We start from the raw sequence: 22662 nt of genomic DNA on the forward strand, positions 1-22662 counted from the left end.
GACCTGGTCCCACACCGGTTCGTGACGGAATGTGAGCGACCTCTCACCGTCCGGGGGCGGCCCGGCGTCCGCTCGGCAACGCGGTCTCGACGGCGGTCATCATGGCCTGCCGGACCGCGGCCGGGTCGTCGCCGCCGCGCAGGCTGGTCAGTGCGGCGAAGCTGACGGCGCCGACGGCGGAGCCGACCAGGGCGGCGGCGCGCACCTGGTCCAGCTCGTCGGGATAGGCCGCCCGCAAGGCGTCGATCAGCTCCTCGTACGCCGGCAACAGGCGTTGCAGCAGCCCGGCCTGCACCGCCGGCGAGGAAGTGGCCAACTCCGCCCGGAGCCCGGCCAGACCGACCGGAAGATCATGATCGGCGGAGTCGGCGATCATCGCCTCGATGGCCCGGGCCAGCAGCCGGGCCGGCCGGTCCCGGGACCCACGCTCGGCGATCACCCCGAGTCCGACCTCGATCCGGGACCGGCCACCGGCGAACAGAACGTCTTCCTTGGTGGGAAAGTGCAGGAAGAAGGTGCGGGTCGAGACGTCGGCCGCATCGGCGATCTCGGCGACGGTGGTCTGCTCGAAGCCGCGCTCCCGGAACAGCCGCACCGCGGCCCCGATCAGCGCCTCACGGGTCTGCTGCTTCTTGCGTTCCCGGCGCCCCGGCTGCTCCTCCTCCATGGTGCCGAGAATGCTACACCAAAGGCATTACTACATTGAGTGTATTGATACACTCAATGCATGAATAATGACCCCAGCAAGGACCTGACCGGCCGGGTGGCACTGATCACCGGCGCCGGCCGAGGGATCGGGCGCCGGGAGGCGCACTATCTCGCCGCCCGCGGAGCGCGCGTGGTGATCAACGATCCGGGCGGTGACAGCACCGGTACGGGAGCGGACGGCGAGGTCGCCGCGGCGGTGGTGCGGGAGATCATCGCCGTCGGCCGCGAGGCTGTCGGCAACACCGACAGCGTGACCGACTGGCAAGGTGCGCGGCGGCTGGTGGCGACGGCGGTCGAGGCCTTCGGCGACCTGCACATCGTGATCAACAACGCCGGCACCAACGCGCCGCAATCCCTGATGGAGCTGACCGAGGACGCGTTCGACGGTGTGCTGGCGGTCAAGCTGAAGGGTACCGTCGCGGTCAGCCACTGGGCCGCGCAGCACTGGCGGGATCGGCATGCCGCCGGATCCCGCGAGGACCGGGTGATCATCAACACCAGCTCCGGCTCGGGACTGCTGAACCCGCTGCCATTGGCCAGCGCCTACGCGGCGGCCAACGCCGGGGTCGGCGCGCTGACGATCGTGCACGCCCTGGAGCTCGCCCGGTACGGCATCCGGGTCAACGCGATCGCCCCGTCGATGGTGCGGACCCGGCTCACCGCCGACGTGCCCGGGATGGACGGGCCGGCGGCCGACGCGTACGACCCGCTCGACCCGGTGCACCAGGCAGTGGTCGCGGCCTACCTCGCCCGGGCCGATTGTCCGCTGACCGGCCAGGTGCTGACGGTCCGCGGCAGCACGGTGATCCCGAACCGGAACTGGTCAGCCGGCGAACCGGTGACGAAGCCGGGCGCCGGCTGGGAGCCGGCCGAGCTGGGCCGGGCGCTGGCGGCGGCGCCGCTGGATGATCAGTTCGCCAAGCTGCTGGCCGCGCTGGGCCCGGTCTACGGCGTCACCGACCGTGATCAACTCCAGGAACTGCTGAACACCGTGCTGGACAACGGCCGGCTGCCCGACGCAACCCCGGCTCGTTGATCAAGCGGGCTCAGTGCACGGGTTCGCGGCGCGCGTCGCCGACCCGGTGCGCCACCCAGGCCTGGTGCAGCCGGGCGTAGATGCCGTCGGGAAGATCGACCAGGTCCGCGTGCCGGCCGTGCTCAGCCACGTGCCCGTCGTCCAGCACCAGCACCAGATCGGCGCGCTCGGCGGTCGACAGCCGGTGCGCGATGGTGACCGTCGTCCGGCCCCGGACCAGACCCTCGAGGGCGGCCTGCAGCCGGACGTCCGAGGCCGGGTCGACGGCACTGGTCGCCTCGTCCAGCACGATCAGATCCGGGTCGGCGACGTAGGCCCGGGCCAGGGCGACGAGTTGCCGCTCCCCCGCGCTGAGCGCCTCGCCGCGCTGGTGCACCGGGGTGTCGAGGCCGAGCGGCATGGACTCGATCCAGTCCAGCAGCCCGAGGTCCTCCATCGCCGCGAGCATCTGCAGCTCGCTCGCGTCCGGCCGGCCGTAGCGCAGGTTGTCGGCGATGGTGCCGTCGAACAGGAAGCCCTCCTGCGGCACCATCACCACCCGGCCGCGCAGCGAGTCGAACGGGATCCGGTCGACCTCGACCCCGCCGATCCGGACGGTGCCGGAGGTCGGGTCCATCATCCGCGTCAGCAGCTTCGCCAGCGTCGTCTTGCCGCTGCCGGTCTCGCCGACGATCGCGACGTGCGTCCGCGCCGGGATCGCCACGTTCAGGCCGTGCAGCACCTCGGGTCCGCCCGGGTAGGCGTACCGGAGGTCGGCGATCTCGATCCCGAGCGGACCGGCGGGCAGCCGCTCGGCGTCGGGCCGCGCCGGGCCGCGCTGCCCGGTCGTCGGGTCGATGGCGCCACCGGGATCGGCGATGTCGGCCGGCGTGTCGATGACCCCGAGCACCCGCCGCCAGCCGGCCACCGCGTTCTGGGCCTCGTTCAGCATCTCGATGCCCATCCGGACCGGTTGGCTGAACAGGGACACCAGGAACACGAAGGCGATCAACTGCCCGACCGAGAGCAGATCCGTTGACGTGCCCAGCCAGATGCCGACCACGATCACCATGCCGGTGGTGAAGCCGTCGCTCATCTCCGACAGGGAGAACGACACCGCCTGCGGTCGCAGCACCCGCAGTTGCGCGCCGCGGACCTCGGTGACCGTGCCGTCCATCTCGTCGTTGGTGCGGCCGGTGACCCCGTACGCACGGATCGTCGCGGACCCGACCAGGGACTCCGAGACCGAGCCGAGCATCGAGCCGACCCGCGCCCGGACGATCTGATAGCGGGACCGGATCCGTTTCTGGATCTGGGTCATCGCCAGCAACACCGGCACGAAGCAGAGCCAGGTCAAGATCGCCAGCGGCCACGAGTAGATCGCCATCACCACCGTCGCGATGACCACCTGCAGGCTCATCACGATCAGCATGATGCCGCCGAAGGACATGAACTGGCTGACGGTGTCGACATCGCTGGTCACCCGGGAGACCAGGGCGCCGCGCTTCTCGGTGGACTGGGTGAGCAGCGACAGGTCGTGGATGTGCCGGAACGCCCGGGTCCGCAGCACCCGCAACGCGGTCTCCGAGGCCCGGAACAGCCGGCGGTTCATGAACACGTTGGAGGTCACCGTCACCGCGAGGACGAGCGCGGCCAGCCCCAGGCTGCTCGCGACGAAGCCCAGATCGATCCCGTCGGCGCCGACGATCGCTCCGTCGATGATTCGCTGCACCGTCACCGGGACGACGATCTTCCCGGCCGTCGTGATCACGGCCAGGACGAGCGTCAGCCACAGGCCCTTGGCGACCTGCGGAGTCAGCGCCAGCCCACGACGGATCGTCGTGATGGTGCCCTCTTCCGGGTGCTGATCGGTGGCCAGGCTGCTGCTCTCGGGCGCCGGCGAGCTCATCTCTCCTCCTTCAGGCGTTCCTCGTCCTCGCAGTCGGTCCGGTGCCGTTCCTCGGCCAGCTCGACCCACACCTCCGGGTCGTCCGGCGACGGCTCCCGGTCGTCATGCGCCCGATCGCTCTTCTTCTCCGGGATCCGCCGGTCGATGCGCTCGGCCTCGGCGGCGGACCGATCCAGCTCGAGCAGCTCGTGGGCGATGGCGGCCTCGTCGTAGGCGTCGACCAGGGCGCGGTACGAGGGAACCTCGTCGAGGAGCTCGGCGTGACGGCCGGTGGCGGTGATCCGGCCGTGCTCGAGGAACACCACCCGGCTGGCGATCGAGATCGTCGACTTGCGATAGGCGACGACCAGCAGCGTCGTTTCGGTGATCTCCCGGTGAATGCCTTCCAGGATCGCGGCCTCGATCGCCGGGTCGCAGGCACTGGTGGCGTCGTCCAGCACCAGCAGGCGGGGCCGGCGGACCAGGGCCCGGGCCAGCGCGATCCGCTGCCGCTGCCCGCCGGACAGCGAACCGCCGCGCTCACCGAGCACGGTGTCGAGGCCCTCGGGCAGGGCGTCGACGAAGGCCTCGGCCTGGGCGATGCGCAGCGCCCAGCGGACGTCGGCGTCCGAGAACGGCTCACCGAGGGTGACGTTGTCGCGGACGCTGGAGTCGAAGACGAAGGCCTGCTGCAGCACCAGGGCTACGGACGCGGCGAGCGAGTCGGCGGTGAGATCGCGCAGCTCCACTCCGTCGAGCAGGATCCGGCCGGCGGTGGGGTCCAGCAGCCGGGAGGCCAGCAGGGTCAGGGTCGACTTGCCGGAGCCGGTGGCGCCGACGATCGCGACCACCCGGCCGTCGGTCTCGGCATCGGCGGTGAGATCGACCTGGTGCAGTGCGACGGCATCCGGCCGGGTGCGACCGGTCGCGGAGTGCGAGTCGCGGTATTCGAGGGTGACACCCCGGAACTCCACCCGGGCCGGCCGGCCGGTGGCGGGGGCGGTCGCCGTACCGTAGCCGAGCTGGTCGCGGGCGGTGAGGATCCGCTTGGTCCGCCGCCAGCCGACGACCACCCGGGACAGATCGCCGAGCACCCAACCGAACGAGCGCAGCGGCAGCGCCATCAGCGTGAACAGGTACGCCACCTGGATCAGCTCGCCGGTGGTCAGCGCCCCCTGCCCGATCCGCCAGGTGCCGACCAGGGCGACCAACAAGATGGCCAGGTTGGGCAGGGCGTCGATCACCGGGTCGAACCAGCCGCGGACGTAGCCGAGGCGGATCCCGTTGCGGCGCAACCGGTCCGCCGCGTCGACGAACCGCTCCTCCTCGATGTCCTCCCGGCCCAGCGACTTCACCACGTTGGCCCCGTCGAACGACTCGTGGGCGATCTCGGACACCTGGGCCCGCAGCCGCTGCGACTCCAGCGCGATCGGCGCCGCCTTGGACTGGAAGACCATGTTCAGCACCAGCAGCATCGCCACCGTCACGACCATGATCAGCAGCAGCACCGGGTCGATGCCGGCGACCACGATGACCGCGTACGCCAGCATCGCGAGCGTCGCCAGGGCGAACGGGAACGGCGCGATGGCGAAGAACGTGGCCTCGATGTCGGAGTACATCGTCGACAGCAGCGCGCCGGTCGACTGCCGCCGGTGCCACAGCAGCGGCAGCTCGGACAGGCGCCGGGTCAACCGCAACCGGTAGTCGGCGATCAGGTGGAACTGGGTCACCGACGCCAGGGTGCGCCGGCCGACCACCGCCACCGCCCGCAGCACCGCGATGCCGAACACCAGCAGACCGGCCGTGGCGACGGCGCCCGGGACCGGGCTGCCGGACTCGAACGACGGCACGATGACGTTCTGCGTCACCTGCCCGATCAGCGAGGCGGTCAGCACCTGCAGCAGGGCGAACGCCACCCCGGCAAGGACCGACGGGATGAAGATCTTCCGGCGCTCCCAGCAGGCCGTGAACAGGCGTCCGAGACCCTCGCGGAAGACGGCAGTCGCCGACGGAGCCTTGCCGATGCCGTCGGCGACCGATTGGTCGGAGGATTTCGACGACGAGGACGGCGAGGCTGACGGTCGAGGCGGAGTTCCGGTCGAACCGGACGTGCGTAGGGTCATGAACTTCCAAGAAGGAGAGCGTGCCGATGGGAATGCCGGAATTTGGCGAATCCCACCGATCCTAACTTGCCGCCGATCCGACGAATCGGGTGGACTCGCGTTCGATGATCTTGGCCGCCGGCATGACCACCCGGGCCGGCACCGGGGTCGAGCTCTGGGCGATCCGCTCGACCAGCAGGGAGCAGATGGCGTCGGCCATGGCGTCGTTGTCGGGCTCCACCGAGGTCAGAGCCGGAGTGGTGAACCGGCTGCCGCTCAGGTTGTCGAAGCCGATGACCTGGACGTCGTCCGGGACCCGGCGGCCGGCCTCGGCCAGGGCCCGCAGGGCGCCGTAGGCCGTGGTGTCGGTGAGGGCGAAGACGGCGTCGAAGTCGATCTTGTCGGCGACCAGGGTCCGGACCGCCTCGTACGCGCCCTCGATCCGGTGCACCGAGGAGATGATCAACGCCGGATCGATCGGCACGCCGGCGTCCTCGTGGGCCTTGCGGTAGCCGCGGGTGCGCAACGCCGGCATGGTCTGCTGCCGCGACGTCTTCCCACCCAGCAAGGCGATCCGGCGGGCCCCGGCCCGCAGCAGCAGCGCGGTGGCGGCGTGGGCCCCACCGACGTTGTCCATCAGCACATGATCGAACCGGGCCGGCACCGCGCGCTCGCCGATCAGCACCACCGGGGTGTCGATCCGCAGCTGTTCAAGATCATCGCGGTCGCCGGCGACGACGCTGAGCACGAAGCCGTCGTAGCTGCTCAGCCGCGGGGCGGAGAGGGTGTCCAGCTCGGCCGAGCGGCTGGCGCCGGTGCGTTCCATCACCAGCCGCAGGTCGTGCTCGGCGAGCCGGTCGGCCAGCCGGTCGGCCAGCTCGGAGAAGTAGCCGAAGTCGAAGTCCGGCACGGCCAGGCCGACCAGGCCGGTGCGGCCCATCCGCAGCTGCCGGGCGGCGAGGTTGACCTGATAACCCAGCTCGGCGATGGTCGCCAGCACCCGTTGCTTGGTGGCCTCGCTGACCCGCTGCGACCGGCCGTTGATCACGTTGGACACGGTCATCGTCGACACGCCCGCGGCCTGAGCCACGTCGATCATCGTGACCCCGCGTCTCACCATGGCATCAGGCGACGGACTCCGCGTCCGTACGGAGGCGTTGGGAGATCACCGCGGACACACCGTCGCCCCGCATCGTGACGCCGTACAGGGCGTCGGCGACCTCCATCGTCCGCTTCTGGTGCGTGATCACCAGCAGCTGGCTGTTCTCCCGCAGCTCCTCGTAGATCTCCAGCAGCCGGCCCAGGTTGGTGTCGTCGAGCGCCGCCTCGACCTCGTCCAGGATGTAGAACGGGCTGGGCCGGGCGATGAACAGCGAGACCAGGAAGGCGACCGCGACGAGGGACCGCTCGCCGCCGGAGAGCAGCGACAGCCGCTTCACCTTCTTGCCCGGCGGCCGGGCCTCGACGTCGACGCCGGTGGTCAGCCAGTTGCCCGGCTCGGTCAGCACCAGCCGGCCCTCGCCGCCCGGGAACAGCCGGGTGAAGACCCGGTTGAACGCGTTCTCCACGTCGGCGTAGGCGTCGGCGAACACCTGCTCCACCCGGGCGTCGACCTCGGTGATGATGTCGATCAGGTCGGTCCGGGTCTTGCGCAGGTCCTCCAGCTGCTCGGAGAGGAACTGGTGCCGTTCCTCCATCGCGTCGAACTCCTCCAACGCGAGCGGGTTGATCCGGCCCAGCTGGCCCAGCGAACGCTCGGCCCGACGGAGCCGTTTCTGCTGCTCCTCGCGGACGTACGGCACCGGTTCCGGCCGCTCGTCCTCGTCGGTGATCAAGGAGCCGTCCTCGTGGGCGAGCACCGGCACCGGCAGCTCCGGTCCGTACTCGTCGGCCAGCACCTGCGGCTCCAGGCCCAGCTCGGTCATCGCCTTCTCGGACAGGGCCTCGATCCGCATCCGGTGCTCGGCCCGGGCCATCTCCTCCCGGTGCGCCGAGTCGACCAGCGACTCGAAGTCCGAGCCGAGGGCGCGGACCCGCTTCCGGACCTCGGTCAGCACCGCCTCGGCCTCGGCCCGGGTGGTCTCCGCCTCGGCCCGTTCGGTGGCGGCCAGAGCGACCGACCGTTCGACCTGGTCGGCCAGATAGCTGCCGGCCGCGTGCACCGCGGTGGCGATCTTCGCCTCGCGCAGCATCCGCTCCCGCCGGGCCACCGCCCGGGCGTGCGCCTGCCGTTCGTTCTCCGCGGCCTGCCGCAGCGCGTCGGCGCGGCCGGCCAGGGCCCGTACCCGCTCCTCCAGCGTGCGCAGCGCGAGCCGGGCATCCATCTCGGCCGCCCGGGCCAGCCGGGCCTCCTCGCCGAGCCGGTCCCGTTCCTCCGGGTCGGGCTCGTCGATCTCGGCCTCGTCGCTGGCCAACTCGAGCCGGTGCTCCAGGTCGGCCAGCCCGGACAGGTCGGCGTCCCGGGCCTGCTCGGCCCCCTGGATCGCGGCGGCGAGCCGGTCGGCCTCGCCGCGCGCGCCCTTGGCGGTCGACGACAGCTGGCCCAACTCCTCGGCGACGGCCGCCATCGCGGCGTCGGACTCGTGCAGCCGGGCCAGCGTCACCTCGACGTCCCGCTTGGTCTGAGCGTGCCGCTCGGTCAGCTCGGTCTGGGCGAACTTCAGCCGGTCGCAGGCGTGGTTGGCCGCGGCCAGCTTCTGCTCCGCCTCGTCGACCGCGGCCTGCACCTCGATCAGGCTCGGCTGCGCGGTCGAACCACCGGCGGCGAAGTGGGCGCTGAGCACGTCGCCGTCTCGGGTGACCGCGGTCAGGTCCGCGTACTGCCGGATCAGGTCCCGCGCCGCCGGCAGATCCTCGACGACCGCGACCTTGCGCAGCATCCGGTCGACCGCCGGCCGCAACTCCGGCGAGCACTCGACGGCGTCGACCGCGTACCGGACGCCGGCCGGCGGAGTCGGCCAGGCGGCCCGGTCCGACGCCGGTGCCCCGGCCAGCAGCAGCCCGGCCCGGCCAAGATCCTCGGTCTTGAGATGGGCGAACGCGTCGACGGCGGCGTCCAGGTCGGCCACCGCCACCGCGTCGGCGGCGTAGCCGAAGGCCGCGGCGACCGCGGTCTCGAAGCCGGCTTCGACGCCGACCAGGGCGGCAACCGAGCCGAGCAGCCCGGTCATCTGATCCGTCGCGGCCAGCAGGGCCGCTCCGGCGTCCTTGCGCCGCAGCCCGACCTGGAGCGCTTCGACCCGGGCGACCAGCGCGGCCCGCTCCTGCTGGGCCTGGGTCTCGGCCCGGCGCAGTTCGGCGAGCTCGGCGTCGACCCCGTCCAGGGCCTGTTGGGCGGATTCGTGCTCGGCGTCCAGACCTTCCTCGCCGTCGTCCAACCCGGCCACCCGCGACTCGAGCGAGGTGAACGCGCGCTCGGCGACGGCGGCCCGCTCGGCGGCCTCGGCCTGGGCGGCACTGAGCCGGCCGATCTCGGCGTCCGCCGCTTCGGCCCGGCTGCGCAACGAATTGACCTGCCCGGTCAGTCGGGCCAGACCCTCGCGCCGGTCGGCCGCGGCCCGGATCAGGCCTGCCAGCCGGGTCTCCTCGAGCCGGTGCGCCTCCTCCAGCTCGCCGCGGCGTTCGCTGGCCAGCTCCAGCGCCTCCGATTTCTCCTCCAGCTGCGCGGTCAGCTCGGCCTCCTGCTCGCCGACCGCCTCGGCCTCCCGCTCCAACTCCTCGGGATCCCGGCCGGGCCGCACCTCCCCCGGATCGGACTCGGCGTTGCGCATCCGCTCCCGAGCGATCGACAGGGTGCTGGCGACCCGCTCCTTCAGGGCGGCCAGGGAATACCAGGTCTCCTGGGCCGCTGTCAGCCGCGGCAGGCCCTCGCGAACCGACTCCTCGGCGGCGGTCTCGGTCTCCCGCGCCACCTCCAACGCCTCTTCCAACTCCCGCCGGCGATCCCGCATCGCCTTCTCGTCGGCCAGGTCGGACTGCATCGCCAGCGTCGCCTGGACCAGGTCGTCGGCGATCAACCGGGCCTTCGCGTCGCGCACCTCGGCCTGGATCACCGCGGCCTTGCGGGCCACCTCGGCCTGCCGGCCGAGCGGCTTCAGCTGGCGCCGGATCTCCGAGATCAGGTCGTTCAGCCGGTTGAGGTTGCCCTCGGTCGACTCCAGCTTCTTCAGCGCCTTTTCCTTGCGCTTCCGGTGCTTGAGCACACCGGCGGCCTCTTCGATGAAGCCGCGCCGGCCCTCCGGCGTCGCCTGCAGGATCGAGTCGAGCTGGCCCTGGCCGACGATGACGTGCATCTCCCGGCCGATGCCCGAGTCCGACAGCAGTTCCTGGATGTCGAGCAGCCGGGCGGTCTGGCCGTTGATCGCGTACTCCGAACCGCCGTTGCGGAACATGGTCCGGGACAGCGTGACCTCGGTGTACTCGATCGGCAGCGCGCCGTCGGTGTTGTCGATGGTGAGCGTGACCTCGGCCCGGCCGAGCGGCGCGCGGCCGGACGTACCGGCGAAGATGACGTCCTGCATCTTGCCGCCGCGCAGGGACTTGACCCCCTGCTCGCCCATCACCCAGCTCAGGGCGTCGACGACGTTGGACTTGCCCGACCCGTTCGGCCCGACCACGCAGGTGATCCCTGGTTCGAAATTCAGCGTCGTCGCCGAAGCGAAGGACTTGAATCCCTTCAGGGTCAGGCTCTTCAGGTACACGTGCGTTCCCTCAAATTGTCTCGTGCAGCAGCGATCCGGATCGTACGGAAGTCCGGTCGGTCAGGGCCGGGGAAGCAAATTACACCCTAACCGAGCAGCCCGGGCTAACCGTGGAGGTCAGCCCCGGCGCCGATTCCGCGTCAGCGGCGGGCCTCTTCCCGCGGCAGGGCCGGCTCCGGTTCCTCGTCGGGCCGTCGTTGCTCCTGGGCGATCTCGGCCTGGAGTTCGGACTCGAAACTGACGTGGCGGCCGCGGCGGACGGCCGAGAACGTCCACAGCTTGTTGAGCACGAACGAGATCGGCACGGTGAAGCCGATGGTGATCAACTGGGCCCAGTAGTACTTGGTCCGGAAGCCGTTGGAGTTGTCCAGCAGATCCGACGGCAGCGAGAAGATCGACCCTGGGTGCATCAGCAGGGTCAGGATGCCGAGGCCGATCAACTGCGCCACCAGGCCGACCGCGAGGAACGGCCCGAACTCCCGCCACCAGCCGCTGTGCTCGGCGCTGCGGAAGGTCCACTTGCGGTTCAGCTGGAAGTTCCACAGGTTGGCGACCAGGAACGCGATCATCGAGAAGACGTGATACCAGCGGACGTTGAAATCGGTCAGCGGCAGATCGATGGCGATGTCGTCGAAATGCGGCCCGGTCCGCTTCAACAGCACGACGGTGATCAGGTTGACCAGCACGCCGGACGCGCCGACCAGCCCGAACCGGATCAGCAGGAGCCAGTTGTGACGGTGGCGCACGAAGAGATAGTGCCGGAGTCGTTCCACGATTCTTCGAGCCTACCGCCCAACCCTGTGGAGTACGGAAATCGGCAGTTCACCCCGGGCGCTGGACGATGTCGCCGGACGACCGCGTGTGCCGCGGTCTCGGCAACGCAGTGATCAGCCGTAACCACTACTTGGTGTCGTTCGGGTGAGATGTGTGCACCCGCTCCAGATGAACCACTTGGCCCTCGACCCTGGTGTCCTTGGCCATAGGTCAGGGACGCGCTACGACTTCGCCGTCTTCGATCCACTCTGTGGGAGTTCGCCCGAGCCCAGCAGCGATGGCGGTAGCGGTTTCCCTCCACGCGGTGAGTTCGGCGATCGCCAGGTGGGATTGCCCGGTTGCGAACGACGCCCGGGCAGCAGTCAGGACCTTCACCGCGCACTCCTCGCGATCCTCGGGACGGAAGGCAAGCATCCAAGGAAAGCGATCACTCATACGGTCAACAAGGGTCCCTTCGGTGCTGGTCGAGACGGCGATCAACTGCGCTGCCAGTTCAAGAAGAGCGGTCCGTGCACGGTTCTCGCGCTCAGACATCAGGACCAGCGACTCACCATCACGCCGAGTGACCTCAACCGGGTGGTCGGTGGCAGCGGCGAAAACCTCAGCAGACGATCGGCTGAGGTCGGAAGACTGGAAGACGGTGCGGGATTCCGCGGCGATGACCATACCGTCACGATAGTTCAGAACACGTTCTGAATTCAAGATAGCCAGTGCGCCCGCTCAAGGAGCATCCCCAGGTGCGCGGAACACGGGTCGGCGGGGAAGCACCTCCCGGACCCGGTCGATGCCGCCGGCCGGAAAGCGGCTGACGAGAGCGCGTACCTCCGGGTCCCGGATCCGGGCCTGCAACGCTCCCGGGAAGTCGCCCCAGAGCACCCGGAACGGGCGGTCCCACAGCCGCACGATCTCGGTCGGTACGGGGTCGCTCACCCCGAGCGCGTTCTGCCGCGCCGCCAGTTGGCGATAGGTGGCGATCAACGCCTCCTCCCGGTCCGGCCACGACTCGGCCCGGAGCACAGCGCGAAACAGAGGCGCCAGCGTGTCGGCACCAGGCAACCGGGCGAAGGCGGTCCCGAACCATTTCGAGTACGGGGCGTAGCGGCGTTCCTGCAGGAAGCAGAGCCGGATCATGTCGCGGACCAGCTCGGCACCGATCAGGGCGGAGCCGAGCTCGTCGCCGACCTGACCGGCGCGGCCGACCAGATTCTGCTCCGGGTGCAGTCGCCACCACATCGCGGACAGGAAATAGAGCCACAGCTCGTGCGGATAGTAGGAGAACCGGTCGCGCTCGTGCCGCAGCCCGACCTGATCATGGAAGACCTCGCCTGCGGTGAACATCAGCAACCGCGGCTCCGAGAGGCCGAGCCAGTCCGACACGGTGGGCGGCCGGTGATCAGGAGTGACGCCGAGCTGATCTTGCAGATAGTTGTGCAGGGTGTTCACGGTGACGCCCGTCGGCGCGCCGCCGAAGCGATCCGGCAGCACCCGCCGAATCGTCGCCTCAACCGCTTCGCTCTCTGCGGCGGCACCGAGGAAGATCAACAGCCGTGCCTGTCGATCATGGTCGGCCGACTGCGGATCGTCGTAGCCAAGCACTTCCGAGCCGCGACCGAGCAGCGCCGCACTGTAGGCCAGATCCGGATGCTCCGCCGCCAGCACGGGTCCGACGAGCTCCTCGTACAACCGGCGACTGAGCTCGAGGCCCGGAACGTAACGCTCCATGATCAGACGAGGTTGGAGAGCGCGGCGGCGACGGCGAAGCCGATCACGGTGAGCAGGCCGGCCCGGTTGCCAGCCTTCTCCTTCGCCTCCGGGATCATCGAGTCGACCAGCATCACCAACAGCGCGCCCGCCGCGAAGCCGTCGATCGCGCCCTTCACCTCGGGGCCGGCGACGCTGGCGAGGGCGTAACCGCCGAGGGTCGCGAGGGCGCAGGCGACGGAGACGACGATCCACAGGCTGGTCACCGAGCGGACGGACTTGCCGGCCGCCCGCATGTCGCTGGCCGAGCCGATCCCCTCGGGCAGGTTGGAGATGAAGATCGCCACCAGCAGGGCGACACTGACCCCCTCGCCCGCGGCCAGGCCGATGCCGAGCACCGCTTGCTCCGGGATTCCGTCCAACAGCGAGCCGAGCGCGAGCGGCAGTCCCCCGGACCCACCGCCGGCCCGGCCGCCGATCCGGTCCACCGCGGCGTTCGCACCGAAGAAGGCCAACGCCCCGACGGCCAGCCCGATCGCCACCGGGACCGGGCCGCCGATGGCCAGGCCCTCCTGAGCCAGCTCGAAAGCGACGCTGGAGATCAGCGCGCCGGCGCCGAACGCCAGCACACCGCCGACCACCCCGGCGTGCCACTTCCTGATCATGCCCAGCACGGCCCCGATCACCAGCGAACTCGCCGCTACCGCGCCCCATCCCAACGCTGCCAGCACGGTGGTCACGCTACTGGGTCCGCCGTCGCCGATCGACTCCTGCGCCATCCGGGCCGGCGAGCGCGTACGCGGTGGCCCTCCTCGTCCACGACCAGCGGAGTTACGATGTTGCGTCCCTGGAGAGGCGCTGCAGCGGGCCCGCGACGTACGGGTGCCGCAACGCTCCGGCGGGACCTTGTTGATCAAGGGCGCCTGATGATCGAAAGGCGTGCGCGTGGACAACGCAGCGGACGGTGTGGCGGCGCGGCTCGCCCGGATCTGGCGCTATCCGGTGAAATCGATGGCCGGTGAATCACTCGAGTCGGCCGCCGTCTCCTGGCACGGCCTGGCCGGCGACCGGCGATGGGCGTTCGTTCGACCCGATCATGAATCCAACGGATTTCCCTGGCACACGATCCGCGAGGAACCTCGGATGTGGCTGTATTCGGCGCGACTCAGGGATCCGGGCCGGCCGGACGCCTCGACGGCCGAGGTGCTGACCCCGGCCGGCGAAACCCTCGAGGTCACCGATCCGGCGCTGGCCGAGCAACTCGGTGCCCGGTTGCGCCTGATGCGGTTGCATCGCGGCGCCTTCGACACGATGCCCGTCTCGTTGATCGGCAGCGCGACCGCGGCGGAGTTGTGCCGGACCGCCGGTCTCCCGGTCGACCCGCGCCGGTTCCGACCGAACCTGCTGGTCGAGACCGATGAGCCGTTCGTCGAGGACTCCTGGGTCGGCCGCACCCTGCGGATCGGCGACGCCGTGCTCCGGGTCGACCGATCCGACAAACGGTGCGTGGCGATCAACGTCGATCCGGAGACCGGCCAGGTGAGCCCGGAGCTACTCCGCCTGGTCGCCAAGACCCGCGGCTCAGCCGCCGGCGTCTATGCCACCGTCGTCGTTCCCGCCGAGGTTCGCGTCGCCGCCGACATCCTGTTCGTCTGATGCATGACTCGGCGAATCATCGCAGTCGTCGCAGCATCGCGTCGCCAGGTGATCGTTCCGGCTGGCGTGAGGACGCTCGGGTGTTCGTTCCCTGAGCGTGTCGAAGGGCAAAGGCCAGTTGTCTTGCAGCGTGATCACTGGTTCTGGACGTAGTCCGGGACGGTGATCTCGGCGCCGTCGGCCAGGGCGGAGGCGTGGGCGCAGATGCCGGGGGCGGTGAAGGTTGCGGCCTGCCGGGCGTTGATCTTGGCCGGCCGAGCTTCGACGATGCTGGAGACGAATTCGTGCACCAGATGGGGATGCGAGCCGCCATGGCCGCCGTCGGCGAAGGGGCGCAGGGGTTCCGGCAACAGCTCCGGTGCGCCGGCGGGATGGACGTCGGCGACCGACACCGGGCGGCCCCGCTGGCCGGATCGCGCCGGTTCCATCGCGAACTCCTTCATCGGCCCGCCCTCCAACTGCGGCCACTCCAGGGCACCCTCGTCGCCGTACACCGAGAATCCTTCGAGATAGGACCGGCCGAGCTGGAAGAACGACATGGTGATGTTGGCGACAAGATCATCGGCGGCCGGGTCGCCGGCCGGCGGTGCCAGCCGGAACAGACCCGCCTCGGTGCCGAAGCCCGGCCCGCCGACGCCGATCCGATCGGGCGCCAGCCGGGACGAGCCGAGGCAACGGACGGAGGCAACGCGGGTCCCGGCCAGCGCCAGGGCCGGCGACAGCGCGTGCGTCACGTAGTGCATCGGCGGAAACCCGAGCCAGTACGGCGGATAGCCGTCCAGGTTCTGCAGGTGCTCGCCGCGGAAGTAGCTGAGCCGGCCCAGGGCGCCCTGGTCGAGCAGCCGGCGGGCATGGAAGATCTCGCGGGAATACACCGCGGTCTCCATCATCATGTAATTCCGGCCGCTGCGCCGCTCCGCGGCGATCAGCCGATCACAGTCCTCCAGCGTCGTCGCCATCGGTACGGCGCTGGCGCAGTGCCGGCCCGAATCCAAGATCAACTCCACCTGATCGGCGTGCAGAGCCACCGGAGTGAGCAGATGCACCGCATCCCAGCCGTCGGCCGCCAGCGCCTGCTCCAGACTGTCGAAGCGGTCGGGCAGGCCGAGCTCGTCGCCGACCGCAGCCAACCGGTCCGGGTCGCTGTCGACGAGCGCGACCCGGCCGACCTCGGGGTGCGCGACGTAGATCGGCGCGAAGGCGGCGCCGAAGCCGAGGCCAACGACGATCACGTCGATCATGCGACCGGCACATCTTCCTCCGGGCCGAACAGCCGGACCGCACCGCCGGAGGCGAAGTTGGCCACGTCCGCCCAGGCCGCCTCACCCTCCTCGGAGGTGAGGATCGCTTCCAGGTCGGCACGGGTCTCGGCGTAGAGCTCGGCCGCGTAGTAGAACTCCGGCGGTGTGCCGTCCGGGGCCGGCTCGAACTTGGTCACGGTCCACCGGGTCAGGCCTCGCATCCCTTTGGCGATCGGGATGTGGGTCTCGTTGTAGTACCGGTCGAAGTCCGGCGGCGAATCGGGCGTCCGGTAGAGCACGACGAGCTTGTACATGATCGGCCTCTCTGTTCTGCGGTTGATCAACGATCTCAGGTCGCCCCCGAGGCCGGCTACGGAACCCCGATCAGGCGCAGCCCGGCCGCCACCGCGGCGGCGGCGGTCACGGTGATCACGAACGGTGCCCGGCGCCAGGCCAGCACCCCCGCGACGACGACCCCGATCGGCCGGGCGAAGCCGGCGAAGTGCTGCCCCTCCGCTACGGACGTGGTCGCCACCACGGCCAGCAACAGGACCACGGTCGAGGTGTCGATCAACTCCCGGATCCGTTCCGGTACGTCGATCCGATGGGCCAGCAACGGGCCGGCCAGCCGGAACGCGTAGGTGCCGACGGCGAGCGCCAAGGCGGCGATGATCAAGGTCAGCGAATTCACCTGCGCGCCTTCCGAACGGCGGGAATGATCATGGTGAGCAGACCGGTCAGGGCGACCAGGACCGGCAGGCCGGGCGGCAGGAACGGCGTGCCGACGAGTGCGATCAGACAGCCGACGCCCGCCGCTCGCCGTACCCCCGGCCGCTTCAGCGCCGGTACGGCCACGGCCAGCAGCACCGCTGGAAACATCGCGTCCAGGCCCAGTTGCTCCGGCGCGGCGACCAGGCCGCCGAGCAGCCCGCCGAGCACGGCACCGCCGGGCCAGCAGATCAGTACGCCCAACCCACAGAGCCAGAACACCGCGCGACGCCGCTCCGGGTCGGTCTGACCAAGAGCCAGCGCGACCGACTCGTCGTTCATCAGATGGCTGCCCAACAACCGGCGCCAGCCGATGCCGACGGTGTCGGCGACGGACAGGCCGAACGGCAGGTGTCGGGCATTGACCAGCAGGCCGGCCGCCACGGCCGCCACCGGACCACCACCGGCGGCGAGGATGCCGACGAACAGGAACTCGGCCGACCCCGCCAGCACGGTGACCGAGAGCAGGGCCGGCACCCAGAGGTCGAAGCCGGAGCCGACCGCGATCGCCCCGTACGACACCGCCACCAGCGCCACCGCGGCACAGACCACGGCGACATCGCGGACCATCCCTCGATCAGCCGTTCGCCATATCGAACGCATGTAGTCTACGGTGAACGCACCATGGTCGTTCGTCAAATCGAACGATCGTACGATGAGACGATCGGAGCTGCATGACCGAGGACCGGCCGGCCCGCACCCGGGCACCGCTGGACGTGATCGCCGCATCACTGCGGGCCGAGCGCCGGCGGACCGGCCTGTCGCTGGGCGAGGTCGCCCGCAAGGCCGGGATCGCCAAGTCCACGCTGTCGCAGCTCGAGTCCGGCTCCGGAAACCCGAGCGTGGAAACCCTGTGGGCCCTGAGCACCGCGCTCGATGTGCCGATCGCGCACCTGGTCCAACCACAGCGGGCGCCGATCCGGCTGATCCGGGCCGGCGAGGGGCCGGCGGTCGCCTCGGACCGGGCCGATTACGTCGCCACCCTGCTCGCCGCCAGCCCGCCGTCGGCCCGCCGCGACATCTTCCTGGTCACCGCTCAGCCCGGCTCCGCCCGCGACTCCGACCCGCACCTGCCGGGCGTGGTCGAGCACGTGATCATGAGCTCCGGGCGGGCCGAGGTCGGCCCGGCCGACGAACCGGTCGAGCTCGCGCCAGGCGACTATCTGTCCTATCCGGGCGATGTCGCCCACGTCTTCCGGGCGCTCGAACCGAACACCGCCGCCGTGCTGGTCTCGGAACACACCCGCGCCTGACCGTCAATTATGACCAGTTGTTCATGGACTTCTGGTTGACCGAATACCCGTCTCCGGGTTTGGATTCGCTATGCGAACCCAACCGGATCGACGACGATTCCTCGGCCTGGCCGGAGGCGGCGCCCTCGCGGTAGCCGTCAGCAGCCACCTCAGCGACCCCGGGCGCGCCTGGGCCGGCACGACCTTCCCCGACGACCCGTTCCGGCTCGGCGTCGCGTCGGGCGAACCGTTCTCCGACAGCGTCCTGATCTGGACCCGGCTCGCGCTGGACCCGGTCAGCCCGGACGGGACCGGCGGGATGCCCGACTCGGTCGTGCCGGTCGACTGGGAGGTCGCCGAGGACGAGCGGTTCGCCAAGATCGTGTCCCGCGGCACCGCCTCGGCCTCGCCGGCCCTCGGCCACTCGGTCCACGTCGAGGTGGCCGGCCTGCGCCCGGATCGCCGTTACTGGTACCGGTTCCGGGCCGGCGGTCAGCTCAGCCCGGTCGGCCGGACCCGGACCACGCCCGAGGCCTCGGCCGCGGTACGGGAGCTCAAGTTCGCCTTCGCCAGCTGCCAGAACTACCCCGAAGGTTTCTTCACCGCCTTCACCCACCTGGCCGCCGAGGATCTGGACTTCATGGTCCACCTCGGCGACTACATCTATGAGGGCGGCGGGACGAGCACCATCGGTCGCGGCCACCTGCCGACGACGGAGGTCTTCTCGCTCGCCGACTACCGGGTCCGGTTCGGTCAGTACAAGTCCGATCCCGAGCTGCAGTCGGCGCACGCGGCCTTTCCCTGGCTGGTCACCGTCGATGATCATGATGTGGAGAACAACTGGGCCAGCAGCCACTCCCAGCCGGACAGCGAGCCGGACCAGGATCCGGCGGTGTTCCTGAAGCGCCGGGCCGACGCCTTCCAGGCGTTCTACGAGAACCAGCCGTTGCGACTGACGGCCAAGCCGGACGGGCCGGACATGCAGTTGTTCCGGCGGCTCCCGTACGGCCGGCTGGCCACCCTGCACATGGTCGACACGCGGCAGTTCCGCGACGTCCAGCCGACCCTGCAGGAAGATCGCCACGACCCGGCCCGCACGATGCTCGGCACCGAGCAGGAGCGCTGGCTGCTGGACGGCTTCGGGCGATCCCGGAGTCGCTGGGACATCCTCGGCAATCAGGTGTTCATGTTTCAGGCCGACCACACCGAAGGGCCGGACACGCGCTACGGCCTCGACCCGTGGGACGGCTACACCGCGGCCCGGCAACGGCTGTTCAACGCCGTCCATGATCGCCAGGTGGACAACTTCGTCGTGCTCACCGGTGACGCGCACCGCAGCACCGCCGCCGATCTCAAGATCAACTTCGACGACCCGGGCTCGGCCACGGTCGGGGCGGAGTTCCTCGGCACCTCGATCAGCTCCGGCCGCGACGGCACCGCGATGGACAACCTGGGCCGGATCTGGCTGGCCGAGAACCCGCACCTGCGGTTCCACAACGCGCAGCGCGGCTACGCGACCTGCACCGTCACCCACCGGGAATGGCGGACCGATTACAAGATCGTGCCGTACGTGACCCGGCCGGACGCGCCGATCCAACTCGCCGCGAGCGTCTACGTCGAGGGCGGCGTGCCCGGCATCCGCAACGTCGAGCCGGGGCCGATCGATCAGGCCTGAGCAGCCGGAATGATCACCGGCACCCGGCTGAGCTCGGCCAGCAGGGTCCGGGCCACCGCGGCGTGCTCGACCGAACGATCACCGGCCCACCAACGGTCCCAGGCGAGGTGCCAGACCCCGAACGCGATCAACGCGGTCAGCGCCACCTCGGGCTCGGCCGGGTCCCGGCCCATCCGGTCGGCCAGCGCCGCGGCGAAGTCGTCGCGGCTGTGCGCCAGCAGGTCCCACAGCTTCGCCCGCGGTCCCGGTGTCCGGTCGACCAGTTCGCGCAGCCGGGCGAACCGGTCGAGATCGCCGAAGTCGGCGCCCGGGACCCCGATCACGACGGCGCCGAGCGACTCGGCCAGCGGCTCCTCCGCCGGCCGGCCACGCAGTGCCTCGCCCAGGGCCAGCCCGGCACGGAACGGTTCCAGCGCGATCAGATCCTTGCTCGGGAAGTAGCGATACAACGTGGTGGAGCCGACCTCGGCCCGCTCGGCGATCTGCTCCATCGTGGTCTCATCGAACCCCTGGGTCAGGAACAGGTCGAGCGCCACCTCGGCGATGCGGTGGCGGTTCCGCTCCGCCTTCAGCTCCCGAAGTCCCATGGCGAAATCCTAACGTCGGGCCCGATCGGGCTTGAAGCCTGACCGGGTACGACTTCATAATGGGCATCATTCCCGAAATTTCGGATCGCCGTCGATCACCGCGAGGGAGCACCCATGTCGACCCTGTCCGTGTCCAGCTACAGCCTCCGCGAGCACCTGGGACCGCTGTCCTTCGACTTCACCGACGGCGACGGCAACGAGGTGCACCTCGACCTGCCGAACGCCAAGGAGCTGGACCTGTCGGACTTCCCGGCGCGGGCTCGGAGCGAGTTCGGGGTGCAGGCGATCGAGACGGTCGCGTTCCAGTTCACCGGGCCCGACGACCCCGAACTGGACCGTTTTGCCGCCGCCCTGACCACCTCCGGCGTACGGCTGATCAACGCCGCGATCGACCAGGGCGATCTCGCCGTCGAGCCGTCGCGGCGGGCCGATCAGCTGGCCCTGATCACCCCATGGATCGACCGGTTCGCCGCGATGGGTTCGGCGTTCGTCCGGGTCAATCCCGGCTCCCCGTTCGGCCCGCATGCTGCCGGTGGGCCGTCCGCGCACCTGGTCGAGGCGTTGATCGAGCTCGGCGGCTACGCCCGGGATCGGGGCACCCGGCTGCTGGTGGAGAACCACGGCGGCCCGAGCAGCGACCCGGCCTGGCTGATCGCGCTGCTCGACGCCGTCGGCCGCGAGCAGCTCGGGCTGTTGCTCGACCTGGGCAACTTCGAGGTGCTCACCCAGCCGGTCATGGCGGCCCTGTTCGGCGGCGGCGAGGTCGACCTGCCGACGCTGCTGGACGGTCTCGACCTGACCTCGCTGTACGACGACCTCGAGGCCCTGGCCGGCCGGGCCGAGCTGGCCCACGTCAAGGTGCACGACGTCGCCGCGGACGGGACGCTCCGCGCTGTTGATCTTGACCGATCCCTCGGCATCCTCGCCGCCCACGACTACCGCGGCCCGCTGACGATCGAGTACGAGGGCAACGGCGGCGACCCGTGGTGGAAGACCGGCCAGGTGGTCGACGCCGTCCGGGCCTTCGCCGCGCGGCCGGCGCCGGCGGCGGAAGGAGCATGATCATGTCCGACTCGTACGACGTCGTGATCATCGGCTCCGGTCCGGCCGGGGCGACCTACGCCCGCACCATCGGTGATGCCGTGCCCGGCGCCCGGATCCTGATGGTGGAGGTCGGTCCGGCGATCCCCGGCGGCCGCGGCGAGCACACCCAGAACCTGACCGAGCCGGAACGGATCGCGGCCCAGTTGCTGACCCAGGGGCCCGAGGCCGGGATCGAGCGGGCGAAGGCGCTGGCCGGCATCGCCGACGGCTTCGACCCGAGCCTGGAGTTCCGGCAGACCATCCTGCCCGGCCTGTTCTTCCTCGATCCGCGGCCGCAGTTGGGGCCGGGTGAGGCCGGGCTGTCCGCCGCCAGCATGTCCAGCGGGGTCGGCGGCATGGGCATCCACTGGGGCACCTCCACGCCGCGCCCGCAGCAGTCGGAACGGATCCCGTTCCTGCCGGCCGCCGAGCTGGACACCGCCCTCACGCACGCCGAGCGGCTGCTCCGGGTCAGCACCTGGGCGACGCCGGGCGCCGGGCTGGGCGAGGCGATCCGGCGCGAACTGGTGGCCGAGTTCGACGGGCCCGGGCTGGCGCCGATCGGCTTCATGCCGCTCGCCATCCAGTGGCAGGACGGGCGGCCGCACTTCTCCGGCACCGGCACGATCCTCGGCGACCTGGAGCGGACCGCGCCCGGCTTCGAGTTGCGCGCGGAGACCTTGGCCCAGCGGGTGATCGTCGACGGCGGCCGGGCCACCGGGGTGGTGCTGCAGGACCGGCGCACCGAAGAGGTCACCGAGGTGCGGGCCGCGCACGTCGTGGTCTGCGCCGACGGGCTGCGGACTCCGCAGGTCCTGTTCGCCTCGGGCGTCCGGCCGACCGCGCTCGGCCACTATCTCAACGAACACTTCCAGGTCGGCGCGTTCGGATTCCTCAACGACGCCTTCGATCCGGCCCGGTTCGAGCCGACCCCGGGCCGGATCGGCTACGTGCACGTGCCGTTCTCCGACGAGCGGCCGATGCAGGGCGGCGTGATCCCGCTGGCCGGTTCGCCGTACCGGCTCGGCCTCGAGCTGGACGACGCGGCGGCGTCCCGGCTGGTGGCGATCCCCTGGTACGGCGCCAAGGAGATCCAGTTCTCCGACCGGGTGGAGTTCAGCGAGAGCGAGACCGACTCGTACGGCATGCCGAAGATGATCATCCGCTACTCGCACACCGAGCGGGACCGGGAGACGATCGAGCAGTTGAAGCAGAACGCCGCCCGCAGCGCGGCCCGGATCGGCGTGCTCGGCGAGCCGCCGGAGCTCGCCGCCGGCGGGTCGTCGCTGCACTACCAGGGCACGGTCCGGATGGGCGCGGTCAACGACGGCACCTCGGTCTGTGATCAGTATCTGCGGGTCTGGGACGTGCCCAACCTCTACGTCGGCGGCAACGGGGTGATCCCGACCGCGACGGCCGCCAATCCGACCCTCACCACCGTGGCCCTGGCCTGGCGCGCCGCCCGAACCCTCGCAGCGGAACTACGTCACGTGACGTAGCCGAGATCCGTCGTCGCGCGGATGTGCCGGGCC

The 22662-nt window shown here is 70.5% G+C and carries 20 protein-coding genes; 6 read left to right on the top strand and 14 right to left on the bottom strand.

The window, feature by feature from the left end; all coding sequences use genetic code 11:
• Positions 1-43: 43 nt before the first annotated feature.
• Positions 44-667 carry a TetR/AcrR family transcriptional regulator gene (locus FNH24_RS11795; protein ID WP_152362384.1) on the bottom strand — a complete coding sequence of 208 codons (624 nt, stop codon included), beginning with the start codon at positions 665-667 and terminating at the stop codon, positions 44-46.
• Positions 668-727: 60 nt separating this feature from the next.
• On the opposite strand from FNH24_RS11795, the gene FNH24_RS11800 reads away from it, so the two are divergent.
• Entirely contained in the window at positions 728-1744 is a 1017-nt protein-coding gene (locus FNH24_RS11800) for an SDR family NAD(P)-dependent oxidoreductase (protein WP_152362385.1), read from the top strand.
• Between the two features lie 10 nt (positions 1745-1754).
• On the opposite strand, the gene FNH24_RS11805 is transcribed toward FNH24_RS11800, so the two are convergent.
• The 8 genes from FNH24_RS11805 to FNH24_RS11840 all read right to left on the bottom strand — a co-directional run bounded on the left by FNH24_RS11805 (position 1755) and on the right by FNH24_RS11840 (position 13619).
• A complete protein-coding gene (locus FNH24_RS11805; protein WP_152362386.1) occupies positions 1755-3632 on the bottom strand; it encodes an ABC transporter ATP-binding protein in 1878 nt (625 codons plus the stop codon).
• Complete coding sequence (locus FNH24_RS11810) at positions 3629-5734, bottom strand: ABC transporter ATP-binding protein (protein ID WP_152362387.1); 2106 nt, start codon at positions 5732-5734, stop codon at positions 3629-3631. Before FNH24_RS11810 ends, FNH24_RS11805 begins: the two co-directional genes overlap by 4 nt.
• Before the next feature lie 61 nt (positions 5735-5795).
• A complete protein-coding gene (locus FNH24_RS11815; protein WP_152362388.1) occupies positions 5796-6833 on the bottom strand; it encodes a LacI family DNA-binding transcriptional regulator in 1038 nt (345 codons plus the stop codon).
• A gap of 4 nt (positions 6834-6837) precedes the next feature.
• The gene (smc, locus tag FNH24_RS11820) at positions 6838-10413 is read right to left on the bottom strand and encodes a chromosome segregation protein SMC (RefSeq protein WP_152362389.1); all 3576 of its coding nucleotides are present in this window, start codon (positions 10411-10413) and stop codon (positions 6838-6840) included.
• A gap of 140 nt (positions 10414-10553) precedes the next feature.
• Entirely contained in the window at positions 10554-11159 is a 606-nt protein-coding gene (locus tag FNH24_RS11825) for a GtrA family protein (protein WP_246186853.1), read from the bottom strand.
• 238 nt (positions 11160-11397) lie between these two features.
• Complete coding sequence (locus FNH24_RS11830; protein ID WP_152362391.1) at positions 11398-11853, bottom strand: prevent-host-death protein; 456 nt, start codon at positions 11851-11853, stop codon at positions 11398-11400.
• Positions 11854-11907: 54 nt separating this feature from the next.
• Positions 11908-12909, bottom strand: coding sequence for a DUF4037 domain-containing protein (locus FNH24_RS11835; protein ID WP_152362392.1), 1002 nt, complete (start codon positions 12907-12909; stop codon positions 11908-11910).
• Positions 12910-12911: 2 nt separating this feature from the next.
• On the bottom strand, positions 12912-13619 hold the full coding sequence (locus FNH24_RS11840; RefSeq protein ID WP_152362393.1) for a ZIP family metal transporter: 708 nt from the start codon (positions 13617-13619) through the stop codon (positions 12912-12914).
• 214 nt (positions 13620-13833) lie between these two features.
• On the opposite strand from FNH24_RS11840, the gene FNH24_RS11845 reads away from it, so the two are divergent.
• Positions 13834-14544 (top strand): MOSC domain-containing protein, encoded by a 711-nt coding sequence (locus FNH24_RS11845; RefSeq protein ID WP_217428171.1) that lies wholly within the window; start codon positions 13834-13836, stop codon positions 14542-14544.
• A gap of 134 nt (positions 14545-14678) precedes the next feature.
• Here FNH24_RS11845 and FNH24_RS11850 read toward each other — a convergent pair whose 3' ends face one another.
• Genes FNH24_RS11850 through FNH24_RS11865 form a run of 4 tightly spaced genes read right to left on the bottom strand, consistent with a single transcriptional unit; the run spans position 14679 to position 17123 of the window.
• Complete coding sequence (locus FNH24_RS11850; RefSeq protein ID WP_152362394.1) at positions 14679-15785, bottom strand: Gfo/Idh/MocA family protein; 1107 nt, start codon at positions 15783-15785, stop codon at positions 14679-14681.
• Positions 15782-16099: an EthD family reductase gene (locus tag FNH24_RS11855; RefSeq protein WP_152362395.1), complete on the bottom strand. Its 318-nt coding sequence runs from the start codon at positions 16097-16099 to the stop codon at positions 15782-15784. The genes FNH24_RS11850 and FNH24_RS11855 overlap by 4 nt, the downstream gene beginning before the upstream one ends.
• Before the next feature lie 56 nt (positions 16100-16155).
• Positions 16156-16476, bottom strand: coding sequence for an AzlD domain-containing protein (locus FNH24_RS11860; protein WP_217428172.1), 321 nt, complete (start codon positions 16474-16476; stop codon positions 16156-16158).
• Positions 16473-17123: an AzlC family ABC transporter permease gene (locus tag FNH24_RS11865; RefSeq protein ID WP_246186854.1), complete on the bottom strand. Its 651-nt coding sequence runs from the start codon at positions 17121-17123 to the stop codon at positions 16473-16475. The genes FNH24_RS11860 and FNH24_RS11865 overlap by 4 nt, the downstream gene beginning before the upstream one ends.
• Positions 17124-17227: 104 nt before the next feature.
• Between FNH24_RS11865 and FNH24_RS11870 the strand changes: the two genes are divergently transcribed.
• Both FNH24_RS11870 and FNH24_RS11875 read left to right on the top strand, forming a co-directional pair.
• Positions 17228-17806 carry a helix-turn-helix domain-containing protein gene (locus FNH24_RS11870; RefSeq protein WP_152362397.1) on the top strand — a complete coding sequence of 193 codons (579 nt, stop codon included), beginning with the start codon at positions 17228-17230 and terminating at the stop codon, positions 17804-17806.
• A gap of 70 nt (positions 17807-17876) precedes the next feature.
• Positions 17877-19460, top strand: a complete 1584-nt coding sequence (locus FNH24_RS11875; RefSeq protein WP_152362398.1) for an alkaline phosphatase D family protein — start codon at positions 17877-17879, stop codon at positions 19458-19460.
• Here FNH24_RS11875 and FNH24_RS11880 read toward each other — a convergent pair.
• The gene (locus FNH24_RS11880) at positions 19451-20047 is read right to left on the bottom strand and encodes a TetR/AcrR family transcriptional regulator (protein WP_152362399.1); all 597 of its coding nucleotides are present in this window, start codon (positions 20045-20047) and stop codon (positions 19451-19453) included. The genes FNH24_RS11875 and FNH24_RS11880 overlap by 10 nt on opposite strands.
• A 114-nt stretch (positions 20048-20161) precedes the next feature.
• Between FNH24_RS11880 and FNH24_RS11885 the strand changes: the two genes are divergently transcribed.
• Together FNH24_RS11885 and FNH24_RS11890 are read left to right on the top strand one after the other, a co-directional pair.
• A complete protein-coding gene (locus FNH24_RS11885; protein WP_152362400.1) occupies positions 20162-21109 on the top strand; it encodes a sugar phosphate isomerase/epimerase family protein in 948 nt (315 codons plus the stop codon).
• Between the two features lie 2 nt (positions 21110-21111).
• Positions 21112-22629, top strand: coding sequence for a GMC oxidoreductase (locus FNH24_RS11890; RefSeq protein ID WP_217428173.1), 1518 nt, complete (start codon positions 21112-21114; stop codon positions 22627-22629).
• Positions 22630-22662: the final 33 nt, after the last annotated feature.

Source organism: Microlunatus speluncae, from assembly GCF_009299835.1.
GTDB classification, from domain to species: domain Bacteria; phylum Actinomycetota; class Actinomycetes; order Propionibacteriales; family Propionibacteriaceae; genus Microlunatus; species Microlunatus speluncae.

Coding starts and splice junctions, on each gene's coding strand:
- FNH24_RS11795 (WP_152362384.1), bottom strand. CDS start 667: ATGGAGGAGGAGCAGCCGGGGCGCCGGGAACGCAAGAAGCAGCAGACC.
- FNH24_RS11800 (WP_152362385.1), top strand. CDS start 728: ATGAATAATGACCCCAGCAAGGACCTGACCGGCCGGGTGGCACTGATC.
- FNH24_RS11805 (WP_152362386.1), bottom strand. CDS start 3,632: ATGAGCTCGCCGGCGCCCGAGAGCAGCAGCCTGGCCACCGATCAGCAC.
- FNH24_RS11810 (WP_152362387.1), bottom strand. CDS start 5,734: ATGACCCTACGCACGTCCGGTTCGACCGGAACTCCGCCTCGACCGTCA.
- FNH24_RS11815 (WP_152362388.1), bottom strand. CDS start 6,833: ATGGTGAGACGCGGGGTCACGATGATCGACGTGGCTCAGGCCGCGGGC.
- FNH24_RS11830 (WP_152362391.1), bottom strand. CDS start 11,853: ATGGTCATCGCCGCGGAATCCCGCACCGTCTTCCAGTCTTCCGACCTC.
- FNH24_RS11835 (WP_152362392.1), bottom strand. CDS start 12,909: ATGGAGCGTTACGTTCCGGGCCTCGAGCTCAGTCGCCGGTTGTACGAG.
- FNH24_RS11850 (WP_152362394.1), bottom strand. CDS start 15,785: ATGATCGACGTGATCGTCGTTGGCCTCGGCTTCGGCGCCGCCTTCGCG.
- FNH24_RS11855 (WP_152362395.1), bottom strand. CDS start 16,099: ATGTACAAGCTCGTCGTGCTCTACCGGACGCCCGATTCGCCGCCGGAC.
- FNH24_RS11865 (WP_246186854.1), bottom strand. CDS start 17,123: ATGGTCCGCGATGTCGCCGTGGTCTGTGCCGCGGTGGCGCTGGTGGCG.
- FNH24_RS11870 (WP_152362397.1), top strand. CDS start 17,228: ATGACCGAGGACCGGCCGGCCCGCACCCGGGCACCGCTGGACGTGATC.
- FNH24_RS11875 (WP_152362398.1), top strand. CDS start 17,877: ATGCGAACCCAACCGGATCGACGACGATTCCTCGGCCTGGCCGGAGGC.
- FNH24_RS11880 (WP_152362399.1), bottom strand. CDS start 20,047: ATGGGACTTCGGGAGCTGAAGGCGGAGCGGAACCGCCACCGCATCGCC.
- FNH24_RS11885 (WP_152362400.1), top strand. CDS start 20,162: ATGTCGACCCTGTCCGTGTCCAGCTACAGCCTCCGCGAGCACCTGGGA.
- FNH24_RS11890 (WP_217428173.1), top strand. CDS start 21,112: ATGTCCGACTCGTACGACGTCGTGATCATCGGCTCCGGTCCGGCCGGG.